Genomic DNA, 22,245 nt, shown 5'->3' with positions numbered 1-22,245 from the left:
ACCCGGAACTATCTGGCACTGCCCGGTAATGACAGGTCAGGCCTTTTTCCGGATGAGGGCAAGGAACATGGCGTCGGTGCTGTGCACGTGCGGCCACAGCTGCGCGGTGGATCCGTTGCCCGCACCGAGGTTGCCGGTGAGGCTCACTTTATCCAGCGCGGCGCCGGCATCCAGCAGCTCAAGGTCATCCCGCTTCCGGAGGGCATCGGTGACCACGGCTGTGGTTTCCGCGGGATGCGGCGAGCAGGTCACGTAGGCCACTACTCCCCCCGGACGGACGGCGGCAAGGGCGGACTTGAGGAGGTCACGCTGCAGCGGCCCCAGATCGGCAAGGTCTTTGGGCGTACGGCGCCAGCGGGATTCCGGGCGGCGCCGGAGCGCGCCGAGCCCGCTGCAGGGCACATCCACCAGGACGCGGTCGAATGATTCCGGCTGTTCGGCGCCCAGTTCGCGGCCGTCGCCGGTGCGCACCTGCCAGACGTCCTTCGGCACGGCGGCGAGGGCCTGGCTGACCAGCTTGGCCCGGTGCGGGGCCGGTTCGTTGGCCAGGAGTGTGGCGCCCTGCTGTTTGGCGAGGGCGGCCAGAAGCGCGGCTTTGCCGCCGGGCCCTGCACACAGGTCCAGCCATGACTCGTCCGTGGCCGCGCCGTCCGTACCAGCCGCAGCACGCGGCAGAACGTCTGCCGCCGCCATGGCCCGGGCCACCAGCTGGGAGCCTACGTCCTGCACGCGCGTGCTCCCGGCCCGGACTGATGCGAGCCGGCCAAGATCACCGCCGCTGGACAGTGCCGAACCTTCGACAAGCTCGCCAGGCGTGGCACCGTTCTCAAGCGCCTCATCCAGGCTCCCCAGCCCCGGCAACGCAACCAGGTTGACCACGGGAGCAGCGTTGTCGGCGTCGAGCAGGTCATTGATTTCGGTGGCCGGGCGCCCATGCGCCACCAGCGATTGGCGCATGGCGCGCACAATCCATTCCGGGTGGGCATAGCGGATGGAGGATACCTTGGTTTCATCGGTTTCCCCGGCGACCAGCAGCTCCAGCCAGTCCTCAAGCGTGTGCGCTGTTACCTTGCGCAGCACCGCGTTGATGAGGGCGGACGGGCCGGCACCAATAACAGCGCGGGCCAGGCCAACAGTCTGGTCCAGCGCCGCATGGGCCGGGACGCGCATGGCCAGCAGCTGATGGGTGCCGATCCGCAGGGCGTCCAGGATGGCGGGATCCAGCTGATCCAGCGGCCTGTCGACGCACCGCGCCAGGATGGCGTCGTACGTCCCCTGGCCACGGAGTGCCCCGTAGCTGAGTTCGGTGGCGAAGCCGGCGTCGCGTTTGTCCAGCCCGTGGTGCCGAATCCTGGCCGGCAGCACCAGGTTGGCGTAGGCGTCCTCGGCAGCTACAGCCCGCAGGACTTCGAAGGCCACCAGCCGTGCCGGATCTGCCCTTCGGGTGCGCTGTGCCGGTGCATTCTCGGTGAAGTTGCGCTGCGGGCCGCGGTTCCGTTCCCGGCCCTGCGCGTTGCGCTGGCTGCCGTCCCGGGGGCCGCCCCCGCCGCGTTGCCCGCCACTGCCCTTTTGTCCGCCACTGCCTTGTCCACCGCTGCCGCTTTGGCTGCGGCCGCTTGGGCCGCGGCCGCCTGGATTTCCGCCGGACCCGCTCATTCGAACACCACACTTTCAAGGGAAGCCATGCCGCGCGCCCAATCAGCGGCGGCCATCATCTTTTTGCCGGCGGGCTGGATCCGGGTCAGCTCGACGGCGTGGGAACCCGTCCCCACCAGGACGCTCTTCCCGTCAACCGCTACAGCGCCGGGGGCCAGGTCCTGGATTTCCGGCCGGAGCCGCATGGGCTCGAGCTTGACGCGCTGGGCGTCCAGGGTGGTCCAGGCGCCGGGCTCCGGGGTAACCCCGCGGGCCCTTCTGCCGATGGCCAACGCCGGCTGGTTCCAGTGGATCCGGCCGTCGTCGAGGGTCAGCTTGGGAGCCAGCGAAACATCGCCCTGCTGGGGCTGGGGAGCGGCCCTGCCTGCCTCCACTGCTGACAGCGTCTGGCTCAGGAGGACTGCACCGCTATGGGAAAGCCGCTCGAGCAGCTCTCCAGCGGTGTCGTCAGGGCCAACCTTCTCCGTGAGTGTCCCGAAGACGGGACCTGTATCCAGTCCTTCCTCCAGCAGGAAGGTGACGGCCCCGGTGATGTCATCGCCGGCCATCACGGCCCGCTGCACGGGCGCTGCCCCGCGCCAGGCGGGAAGAAGCGAAAAATGCAGGTTGATCCAGCCGTGCCGGGGAATATCAAGGGCCGCGCGGGGAATCAGCCCGCCATAGGCCACGATGGCGGCCACATCCGGGTTCACACCGGCGATCTTCGCCGTGACGGACTCATCCACGCGGGCTGCACGGATGACCTCGATGCCCAGCTCCATGGCCCGCGCCGCAACGGGCGACGGCGTCATCACGCGTTTACGGCCAATCGGCGCGTCCGGCCGAGTCAGGACCGCCACGACGTCGAAACCTGCCTCGACGAGGGCGTTCAGCGACGGGACCGCCACGGCAGGGGTCCCGGCAAAAAGTACCCTCATTTGCTGCGGCCGGCCGGATTCGTCCCGGCAGCGGCACCAAAACTTGCCCCGGCACCAAAGCTTGCCCCGCCAAAGCTGGACCCAACAGATTTGGCGCGCTCCGCCGTCGTGCGTTCCGTCACGGCGTCATAGTTGGCGTTGCGGATGGAGCGCAGGGCCGCCTTCCGGTCCTCGCCCTCCAGCCTGTCGGTGTACAGAATGCCGTCCAGGTGGTCCGTCTCGTGCTGGAAGCAGCGTGCCAGCATGCCTTCGCCCTCCACGGTGACGGGATTGCCGTGGAGGTCAACGCCGGTGACACGGGTAGCGCGGAAACGGCGGACAGGGAATCCAAGCCCGGGGATGGAGAGGCAGCCTTCCACCTGGTCCGGCTGGTAGTCGTCGCTGTTTTCCAGCACGGGGTTGATGATGTGGCCCTCGACGCCGTCGATGCGGTAGGTGAAGACCCGCTGGCTGACGCCTATTTGTGGGGCAGCAAGCCCTGCGCCGTCCACGTCCTCCATGGTTTCGGTCATGTCCGCGACGAGCTTGGCCAACTCCGGCCCGAATTCCGTCACGGGATCGGCGACTGTGCGCAGCACAGGATCACCGATGATGCGGATATTCAGAATGGCCATGTGCTGTTTTTCCTCACGGTGGACGGTAAAGGGAACCAAACCAGTTTAGGTGCAGGGACTTGAGGGCAGGGACTTTACTTCCCGGACCGGCCGCTAGGCCATACGGACCTGCGCCAGCGGCGGTGGAGCAACCGGAAGCAGGGCAGAGCCTGCGCTGATGGTGTCCGCCGACAGTTCCCAGACCCGCCTCAGGGCGCAGAACTTCCACCAGTGGTGTTTGAGGACTTCCGGGTTGGCCCGTACAGGGCGGACTTCCGTCTCACCTATTGCTACAGCCAGGAGGACGGGGTTCTCCCCGTATTTCCAAGCCTCCCATTCCCCGGCGACGGCATCCACCAGGCTTTCTTCCGCCTTCATGCCGGCGACCAGTTGCATGACCACCTTGTCATCGAGTGGTTTGACGGTGCCCTCACGGGTGGTGCCTTTTGTTTTGTAGTCGATGAGGCAGATCCGGCCGTTGATCCGGGCCACCAGGTCCAGGGTTCCGGCGTAGCCAACGGACTTGTTCCAGACCGTGATTTCCGGGGCTATTGGCTCCACACCAAACAGATCCCACCATTCGTCGAAGCGGACGGCGAAGGCTTCCTCCCCGTTGGCGGCCAGCGCTTCCCGGGTTTCCTTCATGGTGTGGGGCCGGCCCAGGGCGCGGAGGGCAACCTGCTCGCAGTAGCTGTGCACACGGTCACCACGCCTGGCTGCTTCATCGCGGTAGGTCTCGGCCGCCTTGGAAGCCCGATTGACGGCCTGCCTGATCTTGGCCGGGCTCCCCAGGCAGTCAGCCAGCAGCGGATCCTTCGCCAGGCTGCTGGCCCCCATGTATCCGAACCAGCCGTCAAGGCCGTGCGGCTGCTGGCCGATGACAGTGGTGATGGACGGAACGGAGAACTGTTCAGTAGTGGACCGCGCATACATGCGGCCGTACTCCGTGGCGTGGGCAAGAAGTGGATCAGTCATAGAAAGACTCTTTCACAAGGGGGTGACAGAAAGGCACGCACAAAAAAGGTCCGTTTCCACTCGAATGAGCAGAAACGGACCAGATTCCTCGGTGGGCGATACTGGGTTCGAACCAGTGACCTCTTCGGTGTGAACGAAGCGCGCTACCACTGCGCCAATCGCCCCGATGCATTTGAATGCTAGCCCACCCTGGAGGGTTTTGGAAATCCGCTGGTCTTGCCCAGGAGAACGTCGTCGAACCGCCGGGAAATCTTTGCTGAATCCCAAACAAATTACACGCCTGTAATTTCGAAAAACCCCTAGATTGCAGGGATCCAAGCACCTTGTGACCGCGTGACGCCCGGCGATTTGGAGAATCCCTGAACCTCCTATAGAGTTTTTACTCGTTGGAACGCGAGGAAATGCCGGTAACGGCACGGAATCCGCACTCCAGAATGCGGACGTAGCTCAGCTGGTAGAGCACCACCTTGCCAAGGTGGATGTCGCGAGTTCGAATCTCGTCGTCCGCTCGCAGGACACTGTCACGGCAATGGTTCTTCGGAATCGACGCTTACACGGTGGGTTGGCCGAGAGGCGAGGCAGCGGCCTGCAAAGCCGTATACACGGGTTCGAATCCCGTACCCACCTCGGTGAAAACCATGGTTTCCGGTTCAGGCCGGATGGCAATGGGCGATTGGCGCAGCGGTAGCGCGCTTCCCTGACACGGAAGAGGTCACTGGTTCGATCCCAGTATCGCCCACCAGGCAAGGTAACTTGCTTCTTGCAGTAGGTTCGGCCCCGGCGGAACTGATGCATTGCGGACGTAGCTCAGCTGGTAGAGCACCACCTTGCCAAGGTGGATGTCGCGAGTTCGAATCTCGTCGTCCGCTCTCTTCTCCCCATGTCTTTAGGCACACAAGTTCCCAAAGACATGGCCGGACTTCCGGTTCCGGGCGATTGGCGCAGCGGTAGCGCGCTTCCCTGACACGGAAGAGGTCACTGGTTCGATCCCAGTATCGCCCACAGCAGCAGCTCTGACGGAGCTGCTTTTTTATTTGCATTTCCGCGGTTCTTCCCGCATCAACGCCAACCGCACCCAGCCTTACTGACAAAGCACTTGACAACTTTTGTCAAAGACCTTGGAATGCTCAGGCATCAGGGCTAGGATCGGTTGCGCGAGGAGCGACCTGGCTCCGCGATTGAAGGGAGGTGCTCGTGGGACTGATTGACGATCTTAAGGGCAAGGCTCAAGGTCTCATCCATGGCAACGAGCAGGCCATCAAGGACGGCATCACCAAGGCCGGCGATTTTGTCGACACGAAGACCGGCGGCAAGTACGCAGGTCACGTGGACAAAGTCCAGGATGGCGCTTCCAAATTCGTTGACAAAAACGACGGAACACCTGACCAGCCACCTGCCAGCGGGCAGGTACCGCCGGTTCCTCCGGCAGACAGGGCTCCGTAAGCAGGATTTGGCCAGGGCTTTGCCCTAGCACGTCAAGGGGGTGCAGGTCCCGCCGCGAGGCGGCACCTGCACCTTTGGCATTTAAGGACGCATCCTCGCCCGCCTGGCCCTGCACTCCTGTTTCAGGACACCGCGTGTTTTCCGGACACCGCGCGTTTCAGGACCCAGCGCGTTTCAGGACCCAGGGTGTTTAAGGACATCGCACCCCGCCCGGTAACGTGCTGGTTATGCCTGAGTCCCCCGCAGCCGCCCGCCCGGTTTCAGCTTCCCGCGGTCTTCACCGTCTCTCCCAGCCCATCGTCGCCGGCATAGTCACAGCACTCGTGGGCTTCACCTCATCCTTTGCCGTAGTGCTCGCCGGGCTCCAGGCGGTGGGCGCTGATCCCCGGCAGGCGGCTTCCGGGCTGCTGGCCCTGACCCTGGTCTTCGGGCTCGGCGTCCTGTGGCTTTCCTGGCGCTCCAAAGTCCCGGTGACCCTGGCGTGGTCCACACCCGGAGCGGCGCTCCTGGCCGGTTCCGGAGGAGTCGACGGCGGCTGGCCGGCCGCCGTCGGGGCTTTCCTCATCACCGGCGTCCTGATTGCCCTGACGGGCCTTATCCCTGCACTGGGCCGGCTGTTTACCCGTATTCCTGAGCCCCTGGCGCAGGCGATGCTGGCCGGCGTGCTGCTGTCCCTGTGCCTGGCACCCTTCAAAGCGCTGGGCAGCACCCCGGTACTGGTGGCCCCGGTAATCATCTGCTGGCTGCTCATGATGAAGTTCGCGCCCCGCTGGTCGGTGCCGTCTTCGCTGCTGGTTGCTTTGGCCGTCATCGGAATCCAGGTGGCCATCGATGGTCCGGCCCCCGCCCGCACAGGCCTGCTTCCGGAACTCATCTGGACCACACCGGCGTTCAGTCTGCAGGCAATTGCCGGAATTGCGTTGCCCCTTTTCATCGTGACCATGGCATCGCAGAACATCCCGGGGGTGGCGGTACTCAAGTCCTTTGGCTACACCACGCCGTGGGCCCCGTCCATGCTGCTCACCGGAGCGGGCACCGCGCTGAGTGCTCCCTTCGGCGGCCACGCCATCAACCTGGCCGCGCTCAGCGCAGCGCTTGCCGCCGGTCCGGAGGCGGGCCAGGACAGGAAAAAGCGGTGGATTGCGGCCTTTACCTCCGGCCTGGCGTACACGGTGCTGGCGCTCTTCTCCGCCGCGCTGGTGGCGGTGGTGACGTCCGCTCCCCCGGGAATGCTGGAGGCGGTGGCAGGCCTGGCTCTGATCGGAACCTTGGCAGCTTCTGTTTCCTCCGCCCTGGCCGTGCCCGAGGACCGGACCGCCGCGTCAATAACGTTCCTTATCGCGGCCTCCGGACTCAGCTTTGCCGGGATCGGGGCAGCATTCTGGGCACTGGCTGCTGGCCTGGCGGTGCGGTGGATTTTCAAGGATCGCAAGCCACAAGGCTGAAGGAGGTCCCGCCGTCGTGGGGCACTTTGGACCACGAAACCCGGGAAACAGGCTAAGACGGCGGCGTGTTCGTGTCGAAGTGCCCCAGTTTGGCCCAGCTGGAACCACGCCCGGAAGCACCGCTGGCACAGAACCCTACGACGGCTCGTGGTTTTGGCCCTCCCGGGCAAGCGCAGTCAGCCGCGAAACCGCGCGGTAGTACTTTTTGCTGTACCCGCCGTGCATCATCTCGTCGGTGAACAGCTGGTCGAAGGGAACACCGCTCGCCAGGATGGGAACGTCCTTGTCGTACAGGCGGTCCGCGAGGACCACAAAACGCAGCGCCACAGCCTGTTCGGTAATGGTCTCAACGTTGCGCCACACCACGCCGTCGATACCATCAATCAGCTTCCGGTAGCGGCTGGGGTGCACGCCGGCCAGGTGGCTGATCAAGATGCTGAATTCGTCCTGCGCCACTGTCTTGCCGTCGAATTCGGCTTTCATGTGCGCTGTCAGCTGGCTGTTCTTCAGCGGAGCCGGAGCGGCGGGCAGGCCGCGATGGCGGAAGTCCTCGCCGTCGATCCGGATGACGTCGAACTGGTCTGCCAGCACCTGGATTTCACGCTGGAAGTCCACAGCGGCAAACCGGCCGTCGCCCAGAGAGCCGGGGAGCGTGTTGGACGTTGCGGCGAGCTTGACACCGGCGTCGGCAAGTTCCCGCATCAGCCTGGACATCAGCACCGTATCGCCTGGATCGTCCAGCTCGAATTCATCGATGCACACCAGCTTGTAGTGGCTCAGGGCCTCGACGGTCTTGCGGAAGGACAGGGCCCCCACCAGGTTGGTGTACTCCACAAAGGTGCCGAAGGCTTTCGGGCCGGGGACAGCGTGCCACATCGAGGCGAGCAGGTGGGTTTTCCCGACGCCGAATCCACCGTCCAGATAGATACCCGCCCGGGACACGTCCTTCTTGGCAAAGAGCCTCTTGAAGAGGCCCGCGCCGTCGCCGGCACCGACGCCGCCGGCAAATCCTTCCAGTGCCCTGACCGCTGAAGCCTGGCTGGGCTGCTTCGGATCCGGCCGGTAGCTGGCAAAAGAGACCTGGCCAAACCTCGGCGAGGGAAAGAAGCCCTTGAGGAGCTCATCCACCGAAACTTTGGGAGTCCGGGCGGCAAGCTGTTCAATCTGTACCAAGGTGGTCCGTTCTGCTGGTGACGTGTCCCCAGAAAGAATACCGGCAATACGGCAGGGCTCCCCCGCCTTGGCAGGCATGGACGGCAGGGCGTGACGAAGGCCATATTTCCCTCTGTTAACGCAAAGCGGAAATCACTCCCGGCCGTGGCTAGTGTTGGAACAGGTTACCAACGTCCTACTGCAGGTCCGCCGTAGGTTTCAGTGAAAGGCCATCACCATGTCCTACCCCGTTGAACAGAACGAGAAGTTCGCCGCGTATGCCCGCCCCGAGCGGCTGGTTTCCACCGAATGGCTTGCCGCCGCCCTTGAAAGCGGCGCCGTTGCCGACGGAAAGCTTGTGGTGGTGGAGTCGGATGAAGACGTCCTCCTTTATGAGACCGGGCACATCCCCGGGGCCGTCAAGATCGACTGGCACACCGACCTGAACGATGAAGTGACCCGGGACTACGTGGATGGAAAGGCGTTCGCGGCCCTCGTGGCGGCCAAGGGCATCTCCCGCGACAGCACCGTGGTGGTCTATGGCGACAAGTCCAACTGGTGGGCTGCCTATGCCCTGTGGGTCTTCACCCTCTTTGGCCACGAGGACGTCCGGCTGCTGGACGGCGGCCGGGACAAGTGGATCGCCGAAGGCCGGGAACTGACCACTGACACCTCCACGCCGGCCGCCGGCGACTACCCGGTAGTGGAGCGCAATGACGCCCCCATCCGCGCGTTCAAGGAAGACGTCCTGGCCCACTTCGGCAACCCCCTCATCGACGTACGCTCCCCTGAGGAATACACCGGACAGCGCACCCACATGCCCGCCTACCCCGAGGAAGGCGCCCTCCGCGGCGGCCACATCCCGACGGCGGCGTCCATTCCGTGGGCACGCGCAGCCGCAGCGGACGGAACCTACCGCAGCCGCGAAGAACTGGAAGCCCTGTACCTGGGCGAGGCAGGCCTCAGCGAGGGCGACGACGTGGTGGCCTACTGCCGCATCGGTGAGCGCTCCAGCCACACGTGGTTTGCCCTCAAGTACCTGCTGGGCTTCGACACTGTCCGCAACTATGACGGTTCCTGGACCGAGTGGGGCAACGCCGTCCGTGTCCCGATCGTCAAGGGCGCAGAGCGCGGCACCGTGCCCGCGGCCAACTGAGGCGGCCCGGTTTGTGCGCGGACGCCCGCCTGAAAACTGCGTAAGCTGGACGTGATGAACACACATGCCCTGCCCGCCGCACTGGCGGAAATCGTTGACGACTTCCAGGCCCTGACCGAACCGGACCGGCTGCAGTTGCTGCTTGAGTTCTCCCGCGGGCTGCCTGAGCTTCCGGACAGGTTGAAGAACCATCCTGAACTCCTGGAGCAGGTGGTGGAATGCCAGTCTCCGCTGTTCCTCACCATCGAGTCGCAGAAGAACGACGACGGCTCCGAGGACGCTGTCCGGCTCTACTTCAAAGCACCGCCGGAAGCGCCCACCACGCGCGGCTTCGCAGGCGTACTGCACGAAGGACTTGACGGTCTCACTGCGGCCGAGATCCTGGCGGTCCCGGACGACATGCCGGAACTGCTGGGCCTCACTCGTGCCATCACGCCGCTGCGGATGCGTGGCATGACAGCCATGCTGGGCCGCATCAAGCGCAAAGTTGCCGCCTCCACCCGGCTTCACGCCTAAACCCGCAATTTACGGTTTGGGACGGAAGAGCACTTCCCAGGGAACGCCGGCCACCGCTGCACTGGCAGCGGCCGGCGTTCCTTTTGTGCTGCATCCCTACAGCCATGATCCCGCTACGGCCAGCTACGGGACCGAGGCAGCCGTCGCCCTGGGCATTGAACCGGAGAGGGTCTTCAAGACCCTGATGGTGGAAGTGGAGGGGCGGCTGGCCGTGGGAGTGGTGCCGGTCAGCGGAAATCTCGACCTGAAAGCCTTCGCCGCCGCGATAGGCGCCAAAAAGGCCACCATGGCGGATCCCGCAGCTGCCGAAAGGCGCACCGGCTACGTTCTGGGCGGCATCTCACCACTGGGCCAGCGCCAATCCTCCCCCACGGTTATTGACGGCAGCGCCCTCGCCCTGGAGACCATGCTGGTGTCAGGGGGAAAACGCGGCCTCGACATCGAACTGGCCCCCGCGGATCTTATCCGGCTGACCGCCGCCGTTACGGCCCCCATCGGCACGTCCAAAAGCTAGCGCTGCCCATCGCCCTCACGCTTCAGGATTCGGTGGTCTCCTGGGCAGGCTGACCCGGGTGGTTGGCCCGGGGCGCGAGCTGCTGCCGCAGCCACGCCTTGACCAAGCGCTCCCATCGTTCGGGATCGACATTCCACTCCTTGGTGTGCCTGGCGCGGTTAAAGGTTTCAAAGGTCACCATTTCCGGGTTCCGCTCCGCGAGCATGGCAGAAGGGCCGTAGGGCACGTATTCGTCGTCGACACTGTGCAAAATCAGGGTGGGTGTCCGGAGTTCCACGGCACGCGAGACCCAGTCCATGGCCTTCAGGTCCACCGGTGCGGCCAGTCCTGTCAGCCTTCGGCCCAGCGGGTGGCCCAGCATCAGCTGCCCGTAGCGCCCCACCAGGGAGGGGATTCTGTTCATCGCCGCATGGTGGGCCAGTACGTTGACCCAGTCGATCACCGGCGCGTCCAGCACCAGGGCGCGGATCAGGTGCCGGAAGCGGGACAGGTCTGCCGTCTGCAGGCAGATCGCACCGCCCATGGACCAGCCGAAGAGGACAATTTCTTCCGCGCCGTTGGCCAAGGCGTATTCGATGCCGGCTTCGACGTCCCGCCATTCCGTAGACCCCAGGCCGTAGCGGCCGTCGTCCGCGGACGGCGCCAGGCCGTCATTACGGTAGGAGACCACCAGGCTGGTCAGCCCGAGTTCCAGGGCGGGGCCAACAGCCCTCAGTGCCTCCTGCCGGGTCGCACCCCGGCCGTGCACCATGATCGCCCAGGTGCGGCTTTTCCCGGCCGCCCTCACCAGCCAGGCAGGCGCCTGGCCGCCCTCCACCTCGATCAGCACGTCCTCCGCGGGCAGTCCGACGGCGGCGGGGTCGGGGTACACCGCGCCGCTCCACCATCCGCGGTGGGCGGTGTTGATGTCGCCGGAGTAGACAGCCTCCACCTCCCGAAGCACCGTGCGTTCCGCCGGCGAGTAGGAGACGATCCGGCCGATCCGTGCATGGCCCTTGCCGCCGTCGAAAAACAGGCCGTAGGCGCCTTCCACTGTGGTGTCCTCGTTGGCAGCCACGATGATTTGCTGGCCCTGGCCTTCGCGGATCACGGCCAACACTTCCTGGTTTGCAATCCGCTGCCGGGCGGGGGTGATGACGCGCCGGGCGAAATATAAAGCCAGCGCGGAGGAGCCTGTCGCCAGCAGGCCGGCCACTGCTCCCCCGCCGATGACGCCAGCGAGCGTCCACTTGGCCCGCAGGGACATCCCGGCGTCGGTCGGAGGCGTCGGTTTGGCCGGCAAAGTGCTGGTGCGGGAAGAAGGTGCCATGGAACTATTCTTACTGCAGCCTCCCGGTTGGCCATATTCCGGCGCCCGTGCCACGCCGGAATGCTGTTGGAATTCTGGCGGAACACCGGGGCGCCACCACCCCAAATGGATGCAGGCACAGGGGCACAGGACTAGGCTGATGCCATGAGCGAGCCAATCGTCATCCTGACCGAAGAACCCCTGGGCGCGGACGACCGCCTGAACATTGAACGGCTGGTGGACGGCGCAGACACGCAACTTGTGTTGCTGGTCCCGGCGAATACCGAGCGCCATCTGCTGGTGGATTTCCTGGAGAATCTATCCATGCTGGAGGTCGCGAAGGCCTTCCGCGAGCTGACCTCCCATGGCCCTGATCCCGCCGCTGAACGGGCGGAGGCGGCGGAGACGCTGACAGTGTCGCTTGGAGCCCTGCAGGGGCTGGGCGGCGGAGTCACCGGCGAGGTGGTGGAAGGTGGCGCTGTCGACAGCCTGGTGGCAAAGGTCAAGGAGCTTGGTGCTGCCCAGGCCGTGGTGATCACCCGCCCGCATGCGGTGGCCGATACGTTCCATACGGACTGGGCCAACAAGGCGCAGGACAAGCTTGGCCTGCCCGTCCTGCATCTGTACGCCGGTTCGGGATTTATCGGCGACTCCTAGGCGTTGATCAAACTATGAGCATCTTGGGAAAAAACATCTTCGGCAACAGGGCCACCGGGTCTATTCCTGGCACGTTTGATGGCACGGAAAAAGTGGACAGTACGGAAAATGCTGACGGCGCTGTGAACGATGACGGCGTTGCGAAGGGCCAGCAGAAGTCGGATGCCCAGTGGCGGCAGGAACTGACCCCTGAGGAGTACCACGTACTCCGCGAGGCGGGGACCGAGCGTCCGTACACCGGTGAGTACTGGGACACCCACACGGCCGGCGTCTATCAGTGCCGTGCCTGTGGGACCGAACTGTTCACGAGCAACGAAAAGTTTGACTCGCATTGCGGCTGGCCGTCCTTCTGGGCACCGCTGGCGGAGGGCACGGTCCGTTACATCCACGACCGCACCCTCGGGATGGAACGGGTGGAGGTCCGCTGCGCCAACTGCGATTCCCACTTGGGCCATGTGTTTGACGGCGAAGGCTACGGAACCCCCACTGACCAGCGCTACTGCATCAACTCGGTCTCCCTGAAGCTGGTGCCCCGGGAAGAAGCCGGCGACGAACAGGGCGCGGACAGCTCCGGCACTGAACGCTGAGTCCGAGGCGTCGAAAGGCTGCACCTGAATAGCCCCTGGGCCACCCTGAGGCCGAGAGTCTCTTATGCTCAAGGCATTCTTAGGTTAGAAACTCTGGTTGCTTGTTACGCTCGCCTCAGAGGTTCAAGCAAAAGAGAAAGGCAGCCTGCCGTGACCGAGACAGTGATCAGTGCCCCCACCAGGATTTCTTCGGAGCACCCTGACTGGCTTCGACTCAAGGCCGCTGCCATTGCCCTGCAGGAGCTCCAGGTGCAGGACGGCTCCGTTCCTGCACCCGAGGATCACCCCGCTGCCGCTGTGCACGTTGCGGCCATCGTTGAGGCGCTGGCCAGGTTTGCCCCGCTTTTCCCGCATGACGAGGCCTACCTGGCCGCCGCTGCCCATGACTTCGAGGCATGGGCCGGCTCCGGCTTCGGTGTGCCGGATTTCCTTTCCTCGCTCCTGGCGTTCCAGCCCCAGCAGCAGCGCCATGACGGCCTGCAGCACGTTGTGGTGTTTCCCATGTACACCCAAAACGGCAGCAGCAGCAGGCTCGTGGAGGCCGTGCTGATCGAAGTGGTCTGGCCTGATTTCGTCGCGGGGCTGGAGGCCGGCGACTACTCCAACCAGCTGTTTGTGCCCATCCGCTTCCTGGACTTCACCCCCGGCTACAACACCAACTCTGCCGTCCTGTTCCCGGAAACTGTTGCGGTGCGCCAGACCCCTGCTTTCACGTGGGGCGCCATCTTTGCGGACCGTGAAGCGGCGCGGTTCCGCCACGTCCTGCGGGCGGCTGCGGAGATCACGTCGCTGGAACTTCCGCCCGGTGCTGCCGAGCTGCTGGAGGACCAGGAACTCACGGAGGCCACTTTTGTGATGTGGGACCTCATCCATGACCGCACCCACATGCGCGGGGACCTGCCCTTTGACCCGTTCATGATCAAGCAGCGCATGCCGTTTTTCCTGTATTCACTGGAGGAACTCCGCTGCGATCTCACGGCCTTCCGGGAGTCTGTCCGGGTTGAAAAGGACGACGACGCCCAGCCTGAAGCCCGCCGGCACGCCAAACTGGTGCAGTACGCCATCATCTTCGACAGGATTTTCCGTTTTGCCATCACCGGCAGCCGGGTGCGCAACTACGACGGCCTGGGCGGCCAGTTGCTGTTCGCCTGGCTGCACCAGCACCATGTCCTGCACTGGACGGACAGCAGGCTCAGCATCGACTGGGACCAGGTGGCGGACGCCGTCATCGCGCTGGGAGCCAAGATCGATGACCTGTACTGGCGCTCCATCGACCGGCCAAAAATGGCACACTGGCTTGCCGCCTATGAGCTGATTTCGGCCACCGTTACGCCCCACCCTGCCTCGGTCTGGGCCAGGGGCATTGACGCTCTGCCCCTCACCGGCCCTCCCCGTGGCCTCACGGACCAGGTGCTGGATGACGAATTCCCGCTGTCCATGTTCTACGAAGCATTGGAGAAGAAGATGCGTCCTGTCATCGAGTCAACAGCCGGTATCACGGGCAAGTCAGGTATCACCGGCAGTTCCAGCATCACCGGCAGTTCAGCGCAGTGAATGAGGGCACAGCCCTTAACGTCCTGGTCACCGGGGGCAGCGGAGCGTCGGGGGTTGCCGTGGCCGCGGCGCTCCTGCAAGCCGGTTTCCGGGTCTTCACCGTAGGTTCAGACCGGACCCGCATCGAGGAAGCGGCGGCGAAGGCGGGCGACGGCGTTACCCCACTCGTGTGCGACCTCGCCAGCCTGGCCGAGGTGCAGGAGCTGCAGGACTATCTTGCCAGCGCCGGCGTCAGCATCGATGCGGTCATCCACCTGGTGGGCGGCTGGCGCGGCGCGAAAGGCATCGCGGACCAAAGCGATGCCGACTGGGAGTTCCTGGAGCGCGCAGCCATCACCACCCTCCGGAATGTTTCCCGCGTTTTCCATGACGACCTGGCCGCCTCGAGCTGTGGCAGGTTCGCGATGGTTTCCTCTACTTCAGTGGGGAAACCCACTGCTGCCGCTGCCAGCTATGTGGCGGCAAAGGCGGCTGCGGAAACGTGGACCATGGCCATGGCGGAGGGCTTCGCCCGCACCACCAGCGCTGGATCGGCAACAGAATCTGAAACTGAATCTGCGGGCGGTCCGCTCCGCTGTGCCGCCGTCGTCCTGGTGGTCAAGGCGCTCGTGGATGCCGACATGCGGAAGCAGCACCCGGAACGGAATTTTCCCGGAGCCACCGACGTCGGGGACCTGGCCCGCGCCGTCGTCGAACTTTTCAAAAAACCTGCCGACGAGCTGAATGGCCAGCGCCTGCTGCTGGCCCCGTGACTGTACCTAGACTGGAAGCGTGAGCAAAGCAATGACAAGCACCACCGCGGAAACTGTCCCGCGAACCGGAACCCGCCTGCATGATCCATCCGTCCGAGGCTTCGCGTCGGACAACTATTCGGGGGTTCATCCCGAAGTCCTGGCCGCGCTGGCAGCGGCAAATGACGGCCACCAGGTCTCCTACGGCGAGGATGAGTACACCGCGCGGCTGCAGGAACTCATGGAGCAGCACTTTGGGCCCGGCATCGAATGCTTTCCCGTGTTCAACGGAACCGGGGCCAACGTCCTGTCCCTCCAGTCGCTGCTCCCACGGTGGGGCGCGGTGGTCTGTGCCGCCACCGCCCACATCAACATGGACGAAAACGGTGCGCCTGAGCGGATCGGCGGCATCAAGCTCCTTTCCGTCCCCACGCCGGACGGGAAACTGACCCCGGAGCTGATTGACCGGGAGGCGTGGGGCTGGGGCGATGAGCACCGGGCCCAGCCACTGGCCGTCTCCATCACCCAAACCACGGAACTGGGGACGTGCTACACACCGGAGGAGGTCACGGCCATTGCTGAGCACGTCCACTCCAGGGGCATGAAGCTCCACATGGACGGCGCACGGCTGGCCAATGCTGCCGCCCACCTGCAGGTGCCACTGAGGGCTTTCACGCGCGACGCCGGCGTGGACATCCTGTCCTTCGGCGGCACCAAGAACGGGCTGCTTTTCGGTGAGGTGGTGGTGGCCCTGAATCCCGAGGCCGCGCACGGCCTGATCTACCTGCGCAAGATGAACATGCAGCTGGCGTCCAAGATGCGGTTTTTATCTGCCCAGTTCATCGCGCTGCTGGAAGGTGACCTGTGGCTGCGCTCCGCCTCCCACGCCAATGCAATGGCGGCCCGCCTTCGCGCAGCCGTGGACACGATCGACGGCGTCGAGCCGACGCAGAAAACCGAATCCAACGGCGTCTTTGCCATCCTGCCCAAGGGCGTGGCAGACAAGCTGCGGAAATCCTTCCGCTTCTACGACTGGAACGAGGCGGCCCACGAGGTCCGCTGGATGTGTTCCTTTGATACAAACGAGGATGATATTGATGCCTTTGTTGACGCGATCCGCCGGGAGCTTGCCCAGCACCAGGCGGACCAGGCTGCCACGTAGCATGCGAGTGCTGACGGCGAGCCTGCACTCCCTGCCCGCCGCGGTTGCGTAACCTGCGAAGGTGAACGCACTCGCCCAGGTTCCCCCGGAGTTTCGCCACGCCTTGGGGACCCTCAGGAAAGCCCATTGCCGCAGTGAACTGCGGCTCGCAGAGATTCCTGCCCCGGCACGCCTGGCGCCCTATGCCGTGGCCCTGGGAGCCGAAGTCATGGCGTCCGGTCCGGGCGGCGGGACAGTGCCTGTCCACGGACCCGCCGCCATGGCCCTGGCAGCGGCATCCGGGACGGAGGAGGACGACGACGCCGAACTCGCCACTGGCCGTTTTATCCTCCTGCACGACCCCGACGGGTCCGCGGTCTGGGACGGCGAATTCCGCATCGTCACGTACATCCGCGCCCAGCTGGAGCCGGAAATGGGCAATGACGAGATGCTGGGCACGGTGGCCTGGACCTGGCTCGTTGAGGCCCTGGAAAACCATAAGGCCCTGTACCGCGCCGCGGGAGGCACCGCCACCCGCGTCCTTTCGGAAAGCTTTGGGACCTTATCCGACAGGCCCGGCTCGATCGACATTGAACTCCGCGCCTCCTGGACGCCGGCTTCCTCGGACGTCACGGCGCATTTGGAGGCGTGGTCCGATATGGTCTGCACCTTTGCCGGGCTTCCCCCTCTTCCTGATGGCGTTTCGGCCCTGCCGCGCCGCCGCCGGAACTAGCCGCGGTATGCACAGCTGAACGCACTGCCGCATTGTGGCGATGTTGAGGCAGCCTGGCACCACCTTGTCGGTAAACTGAAGGCACCATGACCCCTCACATTCCGGATAACACCACGGCCGGCGCTCCGGCTGCTGACTCCACTCCCCACATCACGGTGGACGGCTTCGACAGCCCCATCCCTGTGGTCATTGATCTCGACACACCCCGCGAGGGCGTGCCCCTGGTGATCGAAACCCAGTCCGGGCTGGAACGGTGCGCCGCCGCCATTGCCGCCGGCACCGGTCCAGCGGGGGTTGATGCCGAACGGGCGTCGGGCTTCAGGTACGGCCAGCGTGCCTTCCTGGTCCAGATCCGCCGCGAAGGCTCTGGAACCTGGCTCATCGACCCCGAGCCCTTCAACGACCTGTCCATCATTAACGACGCACTCAAAGGCGTGGAGTGGATCCTGCATGCGGCCAGCCAGGACCTGCCGTGCCTGTTGGAACTGGGCATGTGGCCCGACAGGCTGTTCGATACCGAGCTCGCCGCACGGCTCGCCGGACTTCCACGGGTGGGCCTGGCGGCCGTTATTGAGCAGCTGCTCGGCTTCGGCCTGGCGAAGGAACATTCCGCCGCTGACTGGTCCACCCGGCCGCTCCCCGAGCCCTGGTTGCGGTACGCGGCCCTGGACGTGGAAGTTCTGACGGAACTCCGTGAGGAGCTCATCGAACTCCTGGAGGCGGATGGCAAACTCGAGTTCGCGGAGCAGGAATTTGCGGCCATCCTTGCCGCCGGAGTTGCGCCGCCGCGGATCGATCCGTGGCGCAAAACCTCCGGCCTGCATCAGATCCGGGACCGCCGCCAGCTGGCCGCGGTCCGTGAGATGTGGCTGGAGCGGGATTCCCTGGCGCAGAAGCGGGACGTTGCCCCGGGCCGGCTCATTCCAGATTCCGCGCTCGTTGCCGCGGCCAAGGCCATGCCCTCCACCGTGCCCCAGTTACTGGGAACCAAGGGCTTCCACGGGCGTGCGGCACAGCGCGAGGCGCCGCGCTGGCTCCGCTGCATCGCCACGGCCAGGGATCTCACTGATCTTCCTCCCCTGCACCTGCCCACCAACGCTCCGCCGCCCCCGCGGGTCTGGGCTGACCGTGATCCTGAGGCGGCAGCACGTCTGTCCACCGCGCGCCCGCTCCTGCAGGAAAAGGCCGAGGCGCTGAACCTGCCTGTTGAGAACCTGCTGACCCCCGACTATCTGCGCCGCGTCGCCTGGCGCCCTCCGGCAGTGATCTCCGAAGCGTCCGTCGCCGAGGAACTCCGTGTCCTCGGTGCCCGCGAGTGGCAGGTCGGCGTTGTCGCGCCGCTGCTTGCGGAGGCATTCCTCAATCCCCAGCCGCTGCCTCCCAAGGAGCCGCGGGAGCCCAAAGCTGCGGCTGCTGCCACCGACTAGCCCGCGGCTGCGCCGACGGGACCGGCGTCCTCTTGCACACTAAGTTACTGGCGAGTAACATTGAGTCCACTGCCGTCCGGATCATCGCTGCCCTGTGGCCTTTGACCGGCGCCAACGTCTCGATGAGGAGTTACACGTGAGCCAAGCCCGCCACAGCGGAGAACACAGCAGCGGATCTTCGCGCACTGTCCGCGACGTCGTTTTTGTCGACGGCATTCGCACCCCCTTTGGCCGCGCGGGTGAAAAGGGAATCTATGCAGGAACCCGTGCCGATGACCTGATGGTCAAATGCATCCGGGAGCTTTTGCGCCGCAACCCTTCCCTGCCCGCTGAGCGGATTGATGAGGTGGCGGTAGCTGCCACCACCCAGACCGGGGACCAGGGCCTAACCCTGGGACGTACCGCGGCCCTTCTGGCCGGACTCCCCCGGACGGTCCCGGGCTTCGCGATCGACAGGATGTGCGCGGGTGCCATGACTGCCGTGACCACAACGGCCAGCGGTATTGGTTTTGGCGCCTATGACGTTGTCATCGCCGGCGGAGTGGAGCACATGGGCAACCACCCCATGGGATCCGGTGCGGACCCCAACCCACGGTTCATGTCCGAGCGCCTGGTGGATCCCGCGGCGCTGAACATGGGCAACACCGCCGAAAACCTGCATGACCGCTTTCCCGCCATCACCAAGGACCGGACCGACGCGTACGCCGTCGCCTCCCAGGACAAGCTGGCCGCGGCCTATGCGAAGGGCCAGATCCAGCCCGATCTGGTTCCAGTTGCCACCCTCAAACCAGGCCAGGGTTGGTCGCTCCAAACCGTTGACGAGCCGCCCCGTCCAGGCACCACAGTGGAAGATCTTGCCGCCCTGCGCACCCCGTTCCGCGCGCACGGCCGCGTCACCGCCGGCAACGCCGCCGGATTGAACGACGGCGCCACCGCCGCCGTCCTGGCCTCCTCCGATGCCGCCGCAGAGCTGGGATTGCCCGTCAAGATGCGCCTGGTCAGCTACGCCTATGCAGGCGTTGAGCCTGAGGTCATGGGGATCGGCCCCGTGCCTGCCACCGAGAAGGCGCTGAAGAACGCAGGCCTGGCCATCGGCGACATCGGGCTGTTCGAAATCAACGAGGCCTTTGCCGTGCAGGTGCTCAGTTTCCTGGACCACTTCGGAATCTCCGACGACGACCCCCGGATTAACCGCTACGGAGGTGCCATCGCGGTGGGCCATCCGCTCGCGTCCTCAGGCGTGCGGCTCATGAACCAGCTCGCCCGGCAGTTCGAGGAGGACCCCTCCGTACGGTACGGAATGACCACCATGTGCATCGGCCTTGGCATGGGAGCGACCGTGATCTGGGAAAACCCGCACCACGCCGATTACAGCGGCGCCGCGGCAACACCTGCTGCCGGCACCACGGCATCCCCCACCGCATCCGCCCCGACGGCAGACACTGAAGGAGCAGCAGCATGAGCGCCGCAGATTTCACCAGGCTCACCGAACTCTTCCCCGACGAGTTAGTGACCCATTCGTACGTCCAGGACATCCAGCTTCCGTCGGCGCACGGGAAACCCAGCGCCGGCACCTTCGCCCTGATCACGCTGGACAACGGCCTGGACCATTCCAAGCCCACCACCCTGGGCCCAAACACCCTGGCGGAGCTCGGAACTGTTCTGGAAGGACTCCGGGACCGTGCGGCCCGCGGTGAAATCGTGGGCGTCGGCGTCACCGGGAAGCCGTACTTCCTCGTGGCCGGGGCTGACCTGTCTGCCGTCAAATCCCTCGAGAAGCGCGACCAGGGGCTGTGGATGGCCCAGCTCGGCCACGACGTCTACGCCACGCTGGCCAACCTGGGCGTGCCCAGCTTTGCCTTCATCAACGGCGTTGCACTGGGCGGCGGCCTGGAGATCGCCTTGCAGGCCACGTACCGGACCGTCTCATCCGGGGCCGGTGCCCTGGGGCTGCCCGAGGCATTCATCGGCCTGGTGCCCGGCTGGGGCGGAGTCTATATCCTGCCCCGGCTGATCGGCCCGGAAAATGCCGTCCAGGTGATGATCGAAAATCCGCTCAGCAACAACCGCACCCTCAGCGGGCCACAGGCGTTCAAACTGGGCGTTGCGGATGCCCTGTTCGAACCCGCAGATTTTCTTGAGCAGTCCCTCGCCTGGGCTGCCGGGGTTATTTCCGGTGAGGTTGTCCCGGAGCGGCCCAACGCCGTCGACCCTTCCGACCCCGCCGTGGTGCAGCGCTGGAGTTCTGCTGTGGCCGCCGGCCGTGCGTTTGTGGAAGCCAAGACGTCCAACGCATCGCCGGCTCCGGCCAAGGTCCTGGACATCATGGAGGCGAACCGCACTCTGACCCAGGCGGAGTCCGCCGAGCTTGAGTGCGAAACCCTTGCCGGGCTGATGCAGACCGACGAGTTCCGTGCCACCGTCTACGCCTTCCTGGACCTGGTCCAGAAGCGTTCCAAGCGGCCGGCCGGAGCCCCGGACCGGAAGCTGGCGCGACCGATAACCAAGGTAGGTGTGGTGGGCGCCGGCCTGATGGCAAGCCAGCTGGCCCTGCTGTTCGCCCGCCAGCTGAAGGTGCCCGTGGTGATGACGGACATCGACCAGGCGCGCGTGGACAAGGGTGTGGGCTACGTCCAGGCCGAGGTGGACAAGCTGCTGGGCAAGAAAAAGATGAGCCAGGACGCAGCCAACCGGACCAAGGCCCTGGTGACCGGGTCAGTTTCCAAGGAGGTGTTCGCGGACGCCGACTTTGTGATTGAGGCCGTTTTTGAGGAGCTCAACGTCAAGAAGCAGGTGTTTGCCGAGGTGGAGGCCATTGTGTCGCCCGAGTGCATCCTGGCAACCAACACCTCATCCCTTTCCGTGACGGCGATGGCCCAGGACCTGCGGCATCCGGAACGCCTGGTGGGCTTCCACTTCTTCAACCCGGTGGCGATCATGCCGCTGGTGGAGATCGTCCGTGCGCCCCGGACGGACGACGCCGTGCTGGCCACTGCCTTTGAGCTTGCCAAGGGCCTGAAGAAGACCGGTGTGCTGGTCAAGGACGCCGCGGCGTTTGTGGTCAACCGGATCCTCCTGCGGCTGATGGGTGAAGTCACGGCCGCATTCGACGAGGGGACTCCCGCGGAAGTCGCGGACAACGCGCTGCGGCCCATGGGGCTGCCCATGACTCCCTTCACCCTGGGGGCCATGGTGGGCCTTCCGGTGGCGCAGCATGTCCAGGAGTCACTGCACGCCGCGTTCGGGGACCGGTTCGCTGTCTCCGCCAACCTGCAGAAGCTGATCGACAACGGCGTGAAATCGCTCTGGGTGCCCACCGCCGACGGTTCGCAGGAGATTCCGGAGTCAACACTGGCGCTGATGTCCTTCGGCTCGTCCCCGTCCACCGGCGAGGAAGTGCTGCGCCGTACGCAGGATGCCCTGGCCGGGGAGATCGGGCTGATGCTGGCCGAAGGAGTGGTGGCCGGGCCCGAGGACATCGATCTCTGCATGATCCTGGGCGCGGGCTGGCCCATGTTCCTGGGCGGCATCACTCCCTACCTGGACCGGGTGGGGGCATCCGAGCGCGTCAACGGCAAAAGGTTCCTGCCGGCAGGCGCCGCATCCCGCGCGTCACAGGAGAGCGTGGATAGCGCCGTTTCCTAAAACGCCCGCCTCGGGCGCAACTGCTTCGGCATACAAGTGAACAGCGACGGCGGTGGTCACCTTAGGTGACCACCCGCCGTCGGCCGTTAAAACCCAACCAAGTAGCGCTAACTGT

20 protein-coding genes and 6 tRNA genes are annotated in these 22,245 nt (G+C 65.2%); 19 read left to right on the top strand and 7 right to left on the bottom strand.

Features of this window, described 5'->3' with window-relative positions:
• Positions 1-36 precede the first annotated feature (36 nt).
• The 5 genes from F8G81_RS09235 to F8G81_RS09215 all read right to left on the bottom strand — a co-directional run bounded on the left by F8G81_RS09235 (position 37) and on the right by F8G81_RS09215 (position 4,305).
• Positions 37-1,656, bottom strand: coding sequence for an RsmB/NOP family class I SAM-dependent RNA methyltransferase (locus F8G81_RS09235; protein ID WP_267278680.1), 1,620 nt, complete (start codon positions 1,654-1,656; stop codon positions 37-39).
• The gene (fmt, locus tag F8G81_RS09230) at positions 1,653-2,573 is read right to left on the bottom strand and encodes a methionyl-tRNA formyltransferase (protein ID WP_267278679.1); all 921 of its coding nucleotides are present in this window, start codon (positions 2,571-2,573) and stop codon (positions 1,653-1,655) included. The genes F8G81_RS09235 and fmt overlap by 4 nt, the downstream gene beginning before the upstream one ends.
• Entirely contained in the window at positions 2,570-3,187 is a 618-nt protein-coding gene (def, locus tag F8G81_RS09225; protein ID WP_267278678.1) for a peptide deformylase, read from the bottom strand. Before def ends, fmt begins: the two co-directional genes overlap by 4 nt.
• A 93-nt stretch (positions 3,188-3,280) precedes the next feature.
• On the bottom strand, positions 3,281-4,141 hold the full coding sequence (locus F8G81_RS09220; protein ID WP_267278677.1) for a cytochrome: 861 nt from the start codon (positions 4,139-4,141) through the stop codon (positions 3,281-3,283).
• Positions 4,142-4,233: 92 nt separating this feature from the next.
• Positions 4,234-4,305: transfer RNA gene (locus F8G81_RS09215), tRNA-Val, on the bottom strand.
• Positions 4,306-4,577: 272 nt separating this feature from the next.
• Between F8G81_RS09215 and F8G81_RS09210 the strand changes: the two genes are divergently transcribed.
• From F8G81_RS09210 to F8G81_RS09180, 7 genes are all read left to right on the top strand, one after another.
• Positions 4,578-4,650, top strand: a tRNA-Gly gene (locus F8G81_RS09210).
• A gap of 47 nt (positions 4,651-4,697) precedes the next feature.
• A tRNA-Cys gene (locus F8G81_RS09205) sits at positions 4,698-4,768 on the top strand.
• A gap of 40 nt (positions 4,769-4,808) precedes the next feature.
• Positions 4,809-4,883 (top strand) — tRNA-Val (locus tag F8G81_RS09200).
• A gap of 54 nt (positions 4,884-4,937) precedes the next feature.
• Positions 4,938-5,010: transfer RNA gene (locus F8G81_RS09195), tRNA-Gly, on the top strand.
• Positions 5,011-5,071: 61 nt separating this feature from the next.
• Positions 5,072-5,143 (top strand) — tRNA-Val (locus F8G81_RS09190).
• A 192-nt stretch (positions 5,144-5,335) separates the two neighbouring features.
• Positions 5,336-5,584 (top strand): antitoxin, encoded by a 249-nt coding sequence (locus F8G81_RS09185; RefSeq protein WP_267278676.1) that lies wholly within the window; start codon positions 5,336-5,338, stop codon positions 5,582-5,584.
• 227 nt (positions 5,585-5,811) lie between these two features.
• Positions 5,812-7,029: a benzoate/H(+) symporter BenE family transporter gene (locus F8G81_RS09180; RefSeq protein ID WP_267278675.1), complete on the top strand. Its 1,218-nt coding sequence runs from the start codon at positions 5,812-5,814 to the stop codon at positions 7,027-7,029.
• 135 nt (positions 7,030-7,164) lie between these two features.
• On the opposite strand, the gene zapE is transcribed toward F8G81_RS09180, so the two are convergent.
• Positions 7,165-8,202 carry a cell division protein ZapE gene (zapE, locus tag F8G81_RS09175; protein ID WP_267278674.1) on the bottom strand — a complete coding sequence of 346 codons (1,038 nt, stop codon included), beginning with the start codon at positions 8,200-8,202 and terminating at the stop codon, positions 7,165-7,167.
• Between the two features lie 217 nt (positions 8,203-8,419).
• On the opposite strand from zapE, the gene F8G81_RS09170 reads away from it, so the two are divergent.
• From F8G81_RS09170 to ybaK, 3 genes are read left to right on the top strand one after another with little or no spacing between them, the layout of a single operon-like run.
• Positions 8,420-9,337: a sulfurtransferase gene (locus F8G81_RS09170; protein WP_267278673.1), complete on the top strand. Its 918-nt coding sequence runs from the start codon at positions 8,420-8,422 to the stop codon at positions 9,335-9,337.
• A 54-nt stretch (positions 9,338-9,391) separates the two neighbouring features.
• Entirely contained in the window at positions 9,392-9,853 is a 462-nt protein-coding gene (locus tag F8G81_RS09165; RefSeq protein WP_267278672.1) for a SufE family protein, read from the top strand.
• A 16-nt stretch (positions 9,854-9,869) separates the two neighbouring features.
• The gene (gene ybaK, locus F8G81_RS09160) at positions 9,870-10,367 is read left to right on the top strand and encodes a Cys-tRNA(Pro) deacylase (protein WP_267278671.1); all 498 of its coding nucleotides are present in this window, start codon (positions 9,870-9,872) and stop codon (positions 10,365-10,367) included.
• Positions 10,368-10,389: 22 nt separating this feature from the next.
• Here the strand turns inward: ybaK and F8G81_RS09155 are convergent, their stop codons facing one another.
• Entirely contained in the window at positions 10,390-11,676 is a 1,287-nt protein-coding gene (locus tag F8G81_RS09155; RefSeq protein WP_416377119.1) for an alpha/beta hydrolase family protein, read from the bottom strand.
• 144 nt (positions 11,677-11,820) lie between these two features.
• On the opposite strand from F8G81_RS09155, the gene F8G81_RS09150 reads away from it, so the two are divergent.
• From F8G81_RS09150 to F8G81_RS09110, 9 genes are all read left to right on the top strand, one after another.
• A complete protein-coding gene (locus F8G81_RS09150; RefSeq protein ID WP_267278670.1) occupies positions 11,821-12,312 on the top strand; it encodes a hypothetical protein in 492 nt (163 codons plus the stop codon).
• 14 nt (positions 12,313-12,326) lie between these two features.
• The gene (gene msrB, locus F8G81_RS09145; protein ID WP_267278669.1) at positions 12,327-12,899 is read left to right on the top strand and encodes a peptide-methionine (R)-S-oxide reductase MsrB; all 573 of its coding nucleotides are present in this window, start codon (positions 12,327-12,329) and stop codon (positions 12,897-12,899) included.
• A 150-nt stretch (positions 12,900-13,049) separates the two neighbouring features.
• On the top strand, positions 13,050-14,453 hold the full coding sequence (locus F8G81_RS09140; protein ID WP_267278668.1) for a DUF6421 family protein: 1,404 nt from the start codon (positions 13,050-13,052) through the stop codon (positions 14,451-14,453).
• A complete protein-coding gene (locus F8G81_RS09135; RefSeq protein ID WP_267278667.1) occupies positions 14,450-15,205 on the top strand; it encodes an SDR family NAD(P)-dependent oxidoreductase in 756 nt (251 codons plus the stop codon). Before F8G81_RS09140 ends, F8G81_RS09135 begins: the two co-directional genes overlap by 4 nt.
• A 31-nt stretch (positions 15,206-15,236) precedes the next feature.
• Positions 15,237-16,346 (top strand): threonine aldolase family protein, encoded by a 1,110-nt coding sequence (locus F8G81_RS09130; RefSeq protein ID WP_267279176.1) that lies wholly within the window; start codon positions 15,237-15,239, stop codon positions 16,344-16,346.
• A 61-nt stretch (positions 16,347-16,407) separates the two neighbouring features.
• Complete coding sequence (locus tag F8G81_RS09125) at positions 16,408-17,058, top strand: DUF3000 domain-containing protein (RefSeq protein ID WP_267278666.1); 651 nt, start codon at positions 16,408-16,410, stop codon at positions 17,056-17,058.
• Positions 17,059-17,144: 86 nt separating this feature from the next.
• Positions 17,145-18,485: an HRDC domain-containing protein gene (locus F8G81_RS09120; RefSeq protein ID WP_267278665.1), complete on the top strand. Its 1,341-nt coding sequence runs from the start codon at positions 17,145-17,147 to the stop codon at positions 18,483-18,485.
• Between the two features lie 136 nt (positions 18,486-18,621).
• On the top strand, positions 18,622-19,947 hold the full coding sequence (locus F8G81_RS09115) for a thiolase family protein (protein ID WP_267278664.1): 1,326 nt from the start codon (positions 18,622-18,624) through the stop codon (positions 19,945-19,947).
• A complete protein-coding gene (locus F8G81_RS09110) occupies positions 19,944-22,130 on the top strand; it encodes a 3-hydroxyacyl-CoA dehydrogenase NAD-binding domain-containing protein (protein WP_267278663.1) in 2,187 nt (728 codons plus the stop codon). Before F8G81_RS09115 ends, F8G81_RS09110 begins: the two co-directional genes overlap by 4 nt.
• Positions 22,131-22,245: the final 115 nt, after the last annotated feature.

This window comes from Arthrobacter sp. CDRTa11 (assembly GCF_026427775.1).
Taxonomy (GTDB): domain Bacteria; phylum Actinomycetota; class Actinomycetes; order Actinomycetales; family Micrococcaceae; genus Arthrobacter.
The sequence above is the reverse complement of the archived record's forward strand: the minus strand, read 5'-3'. Positions and strand labels throughout refer to the sequence as shown.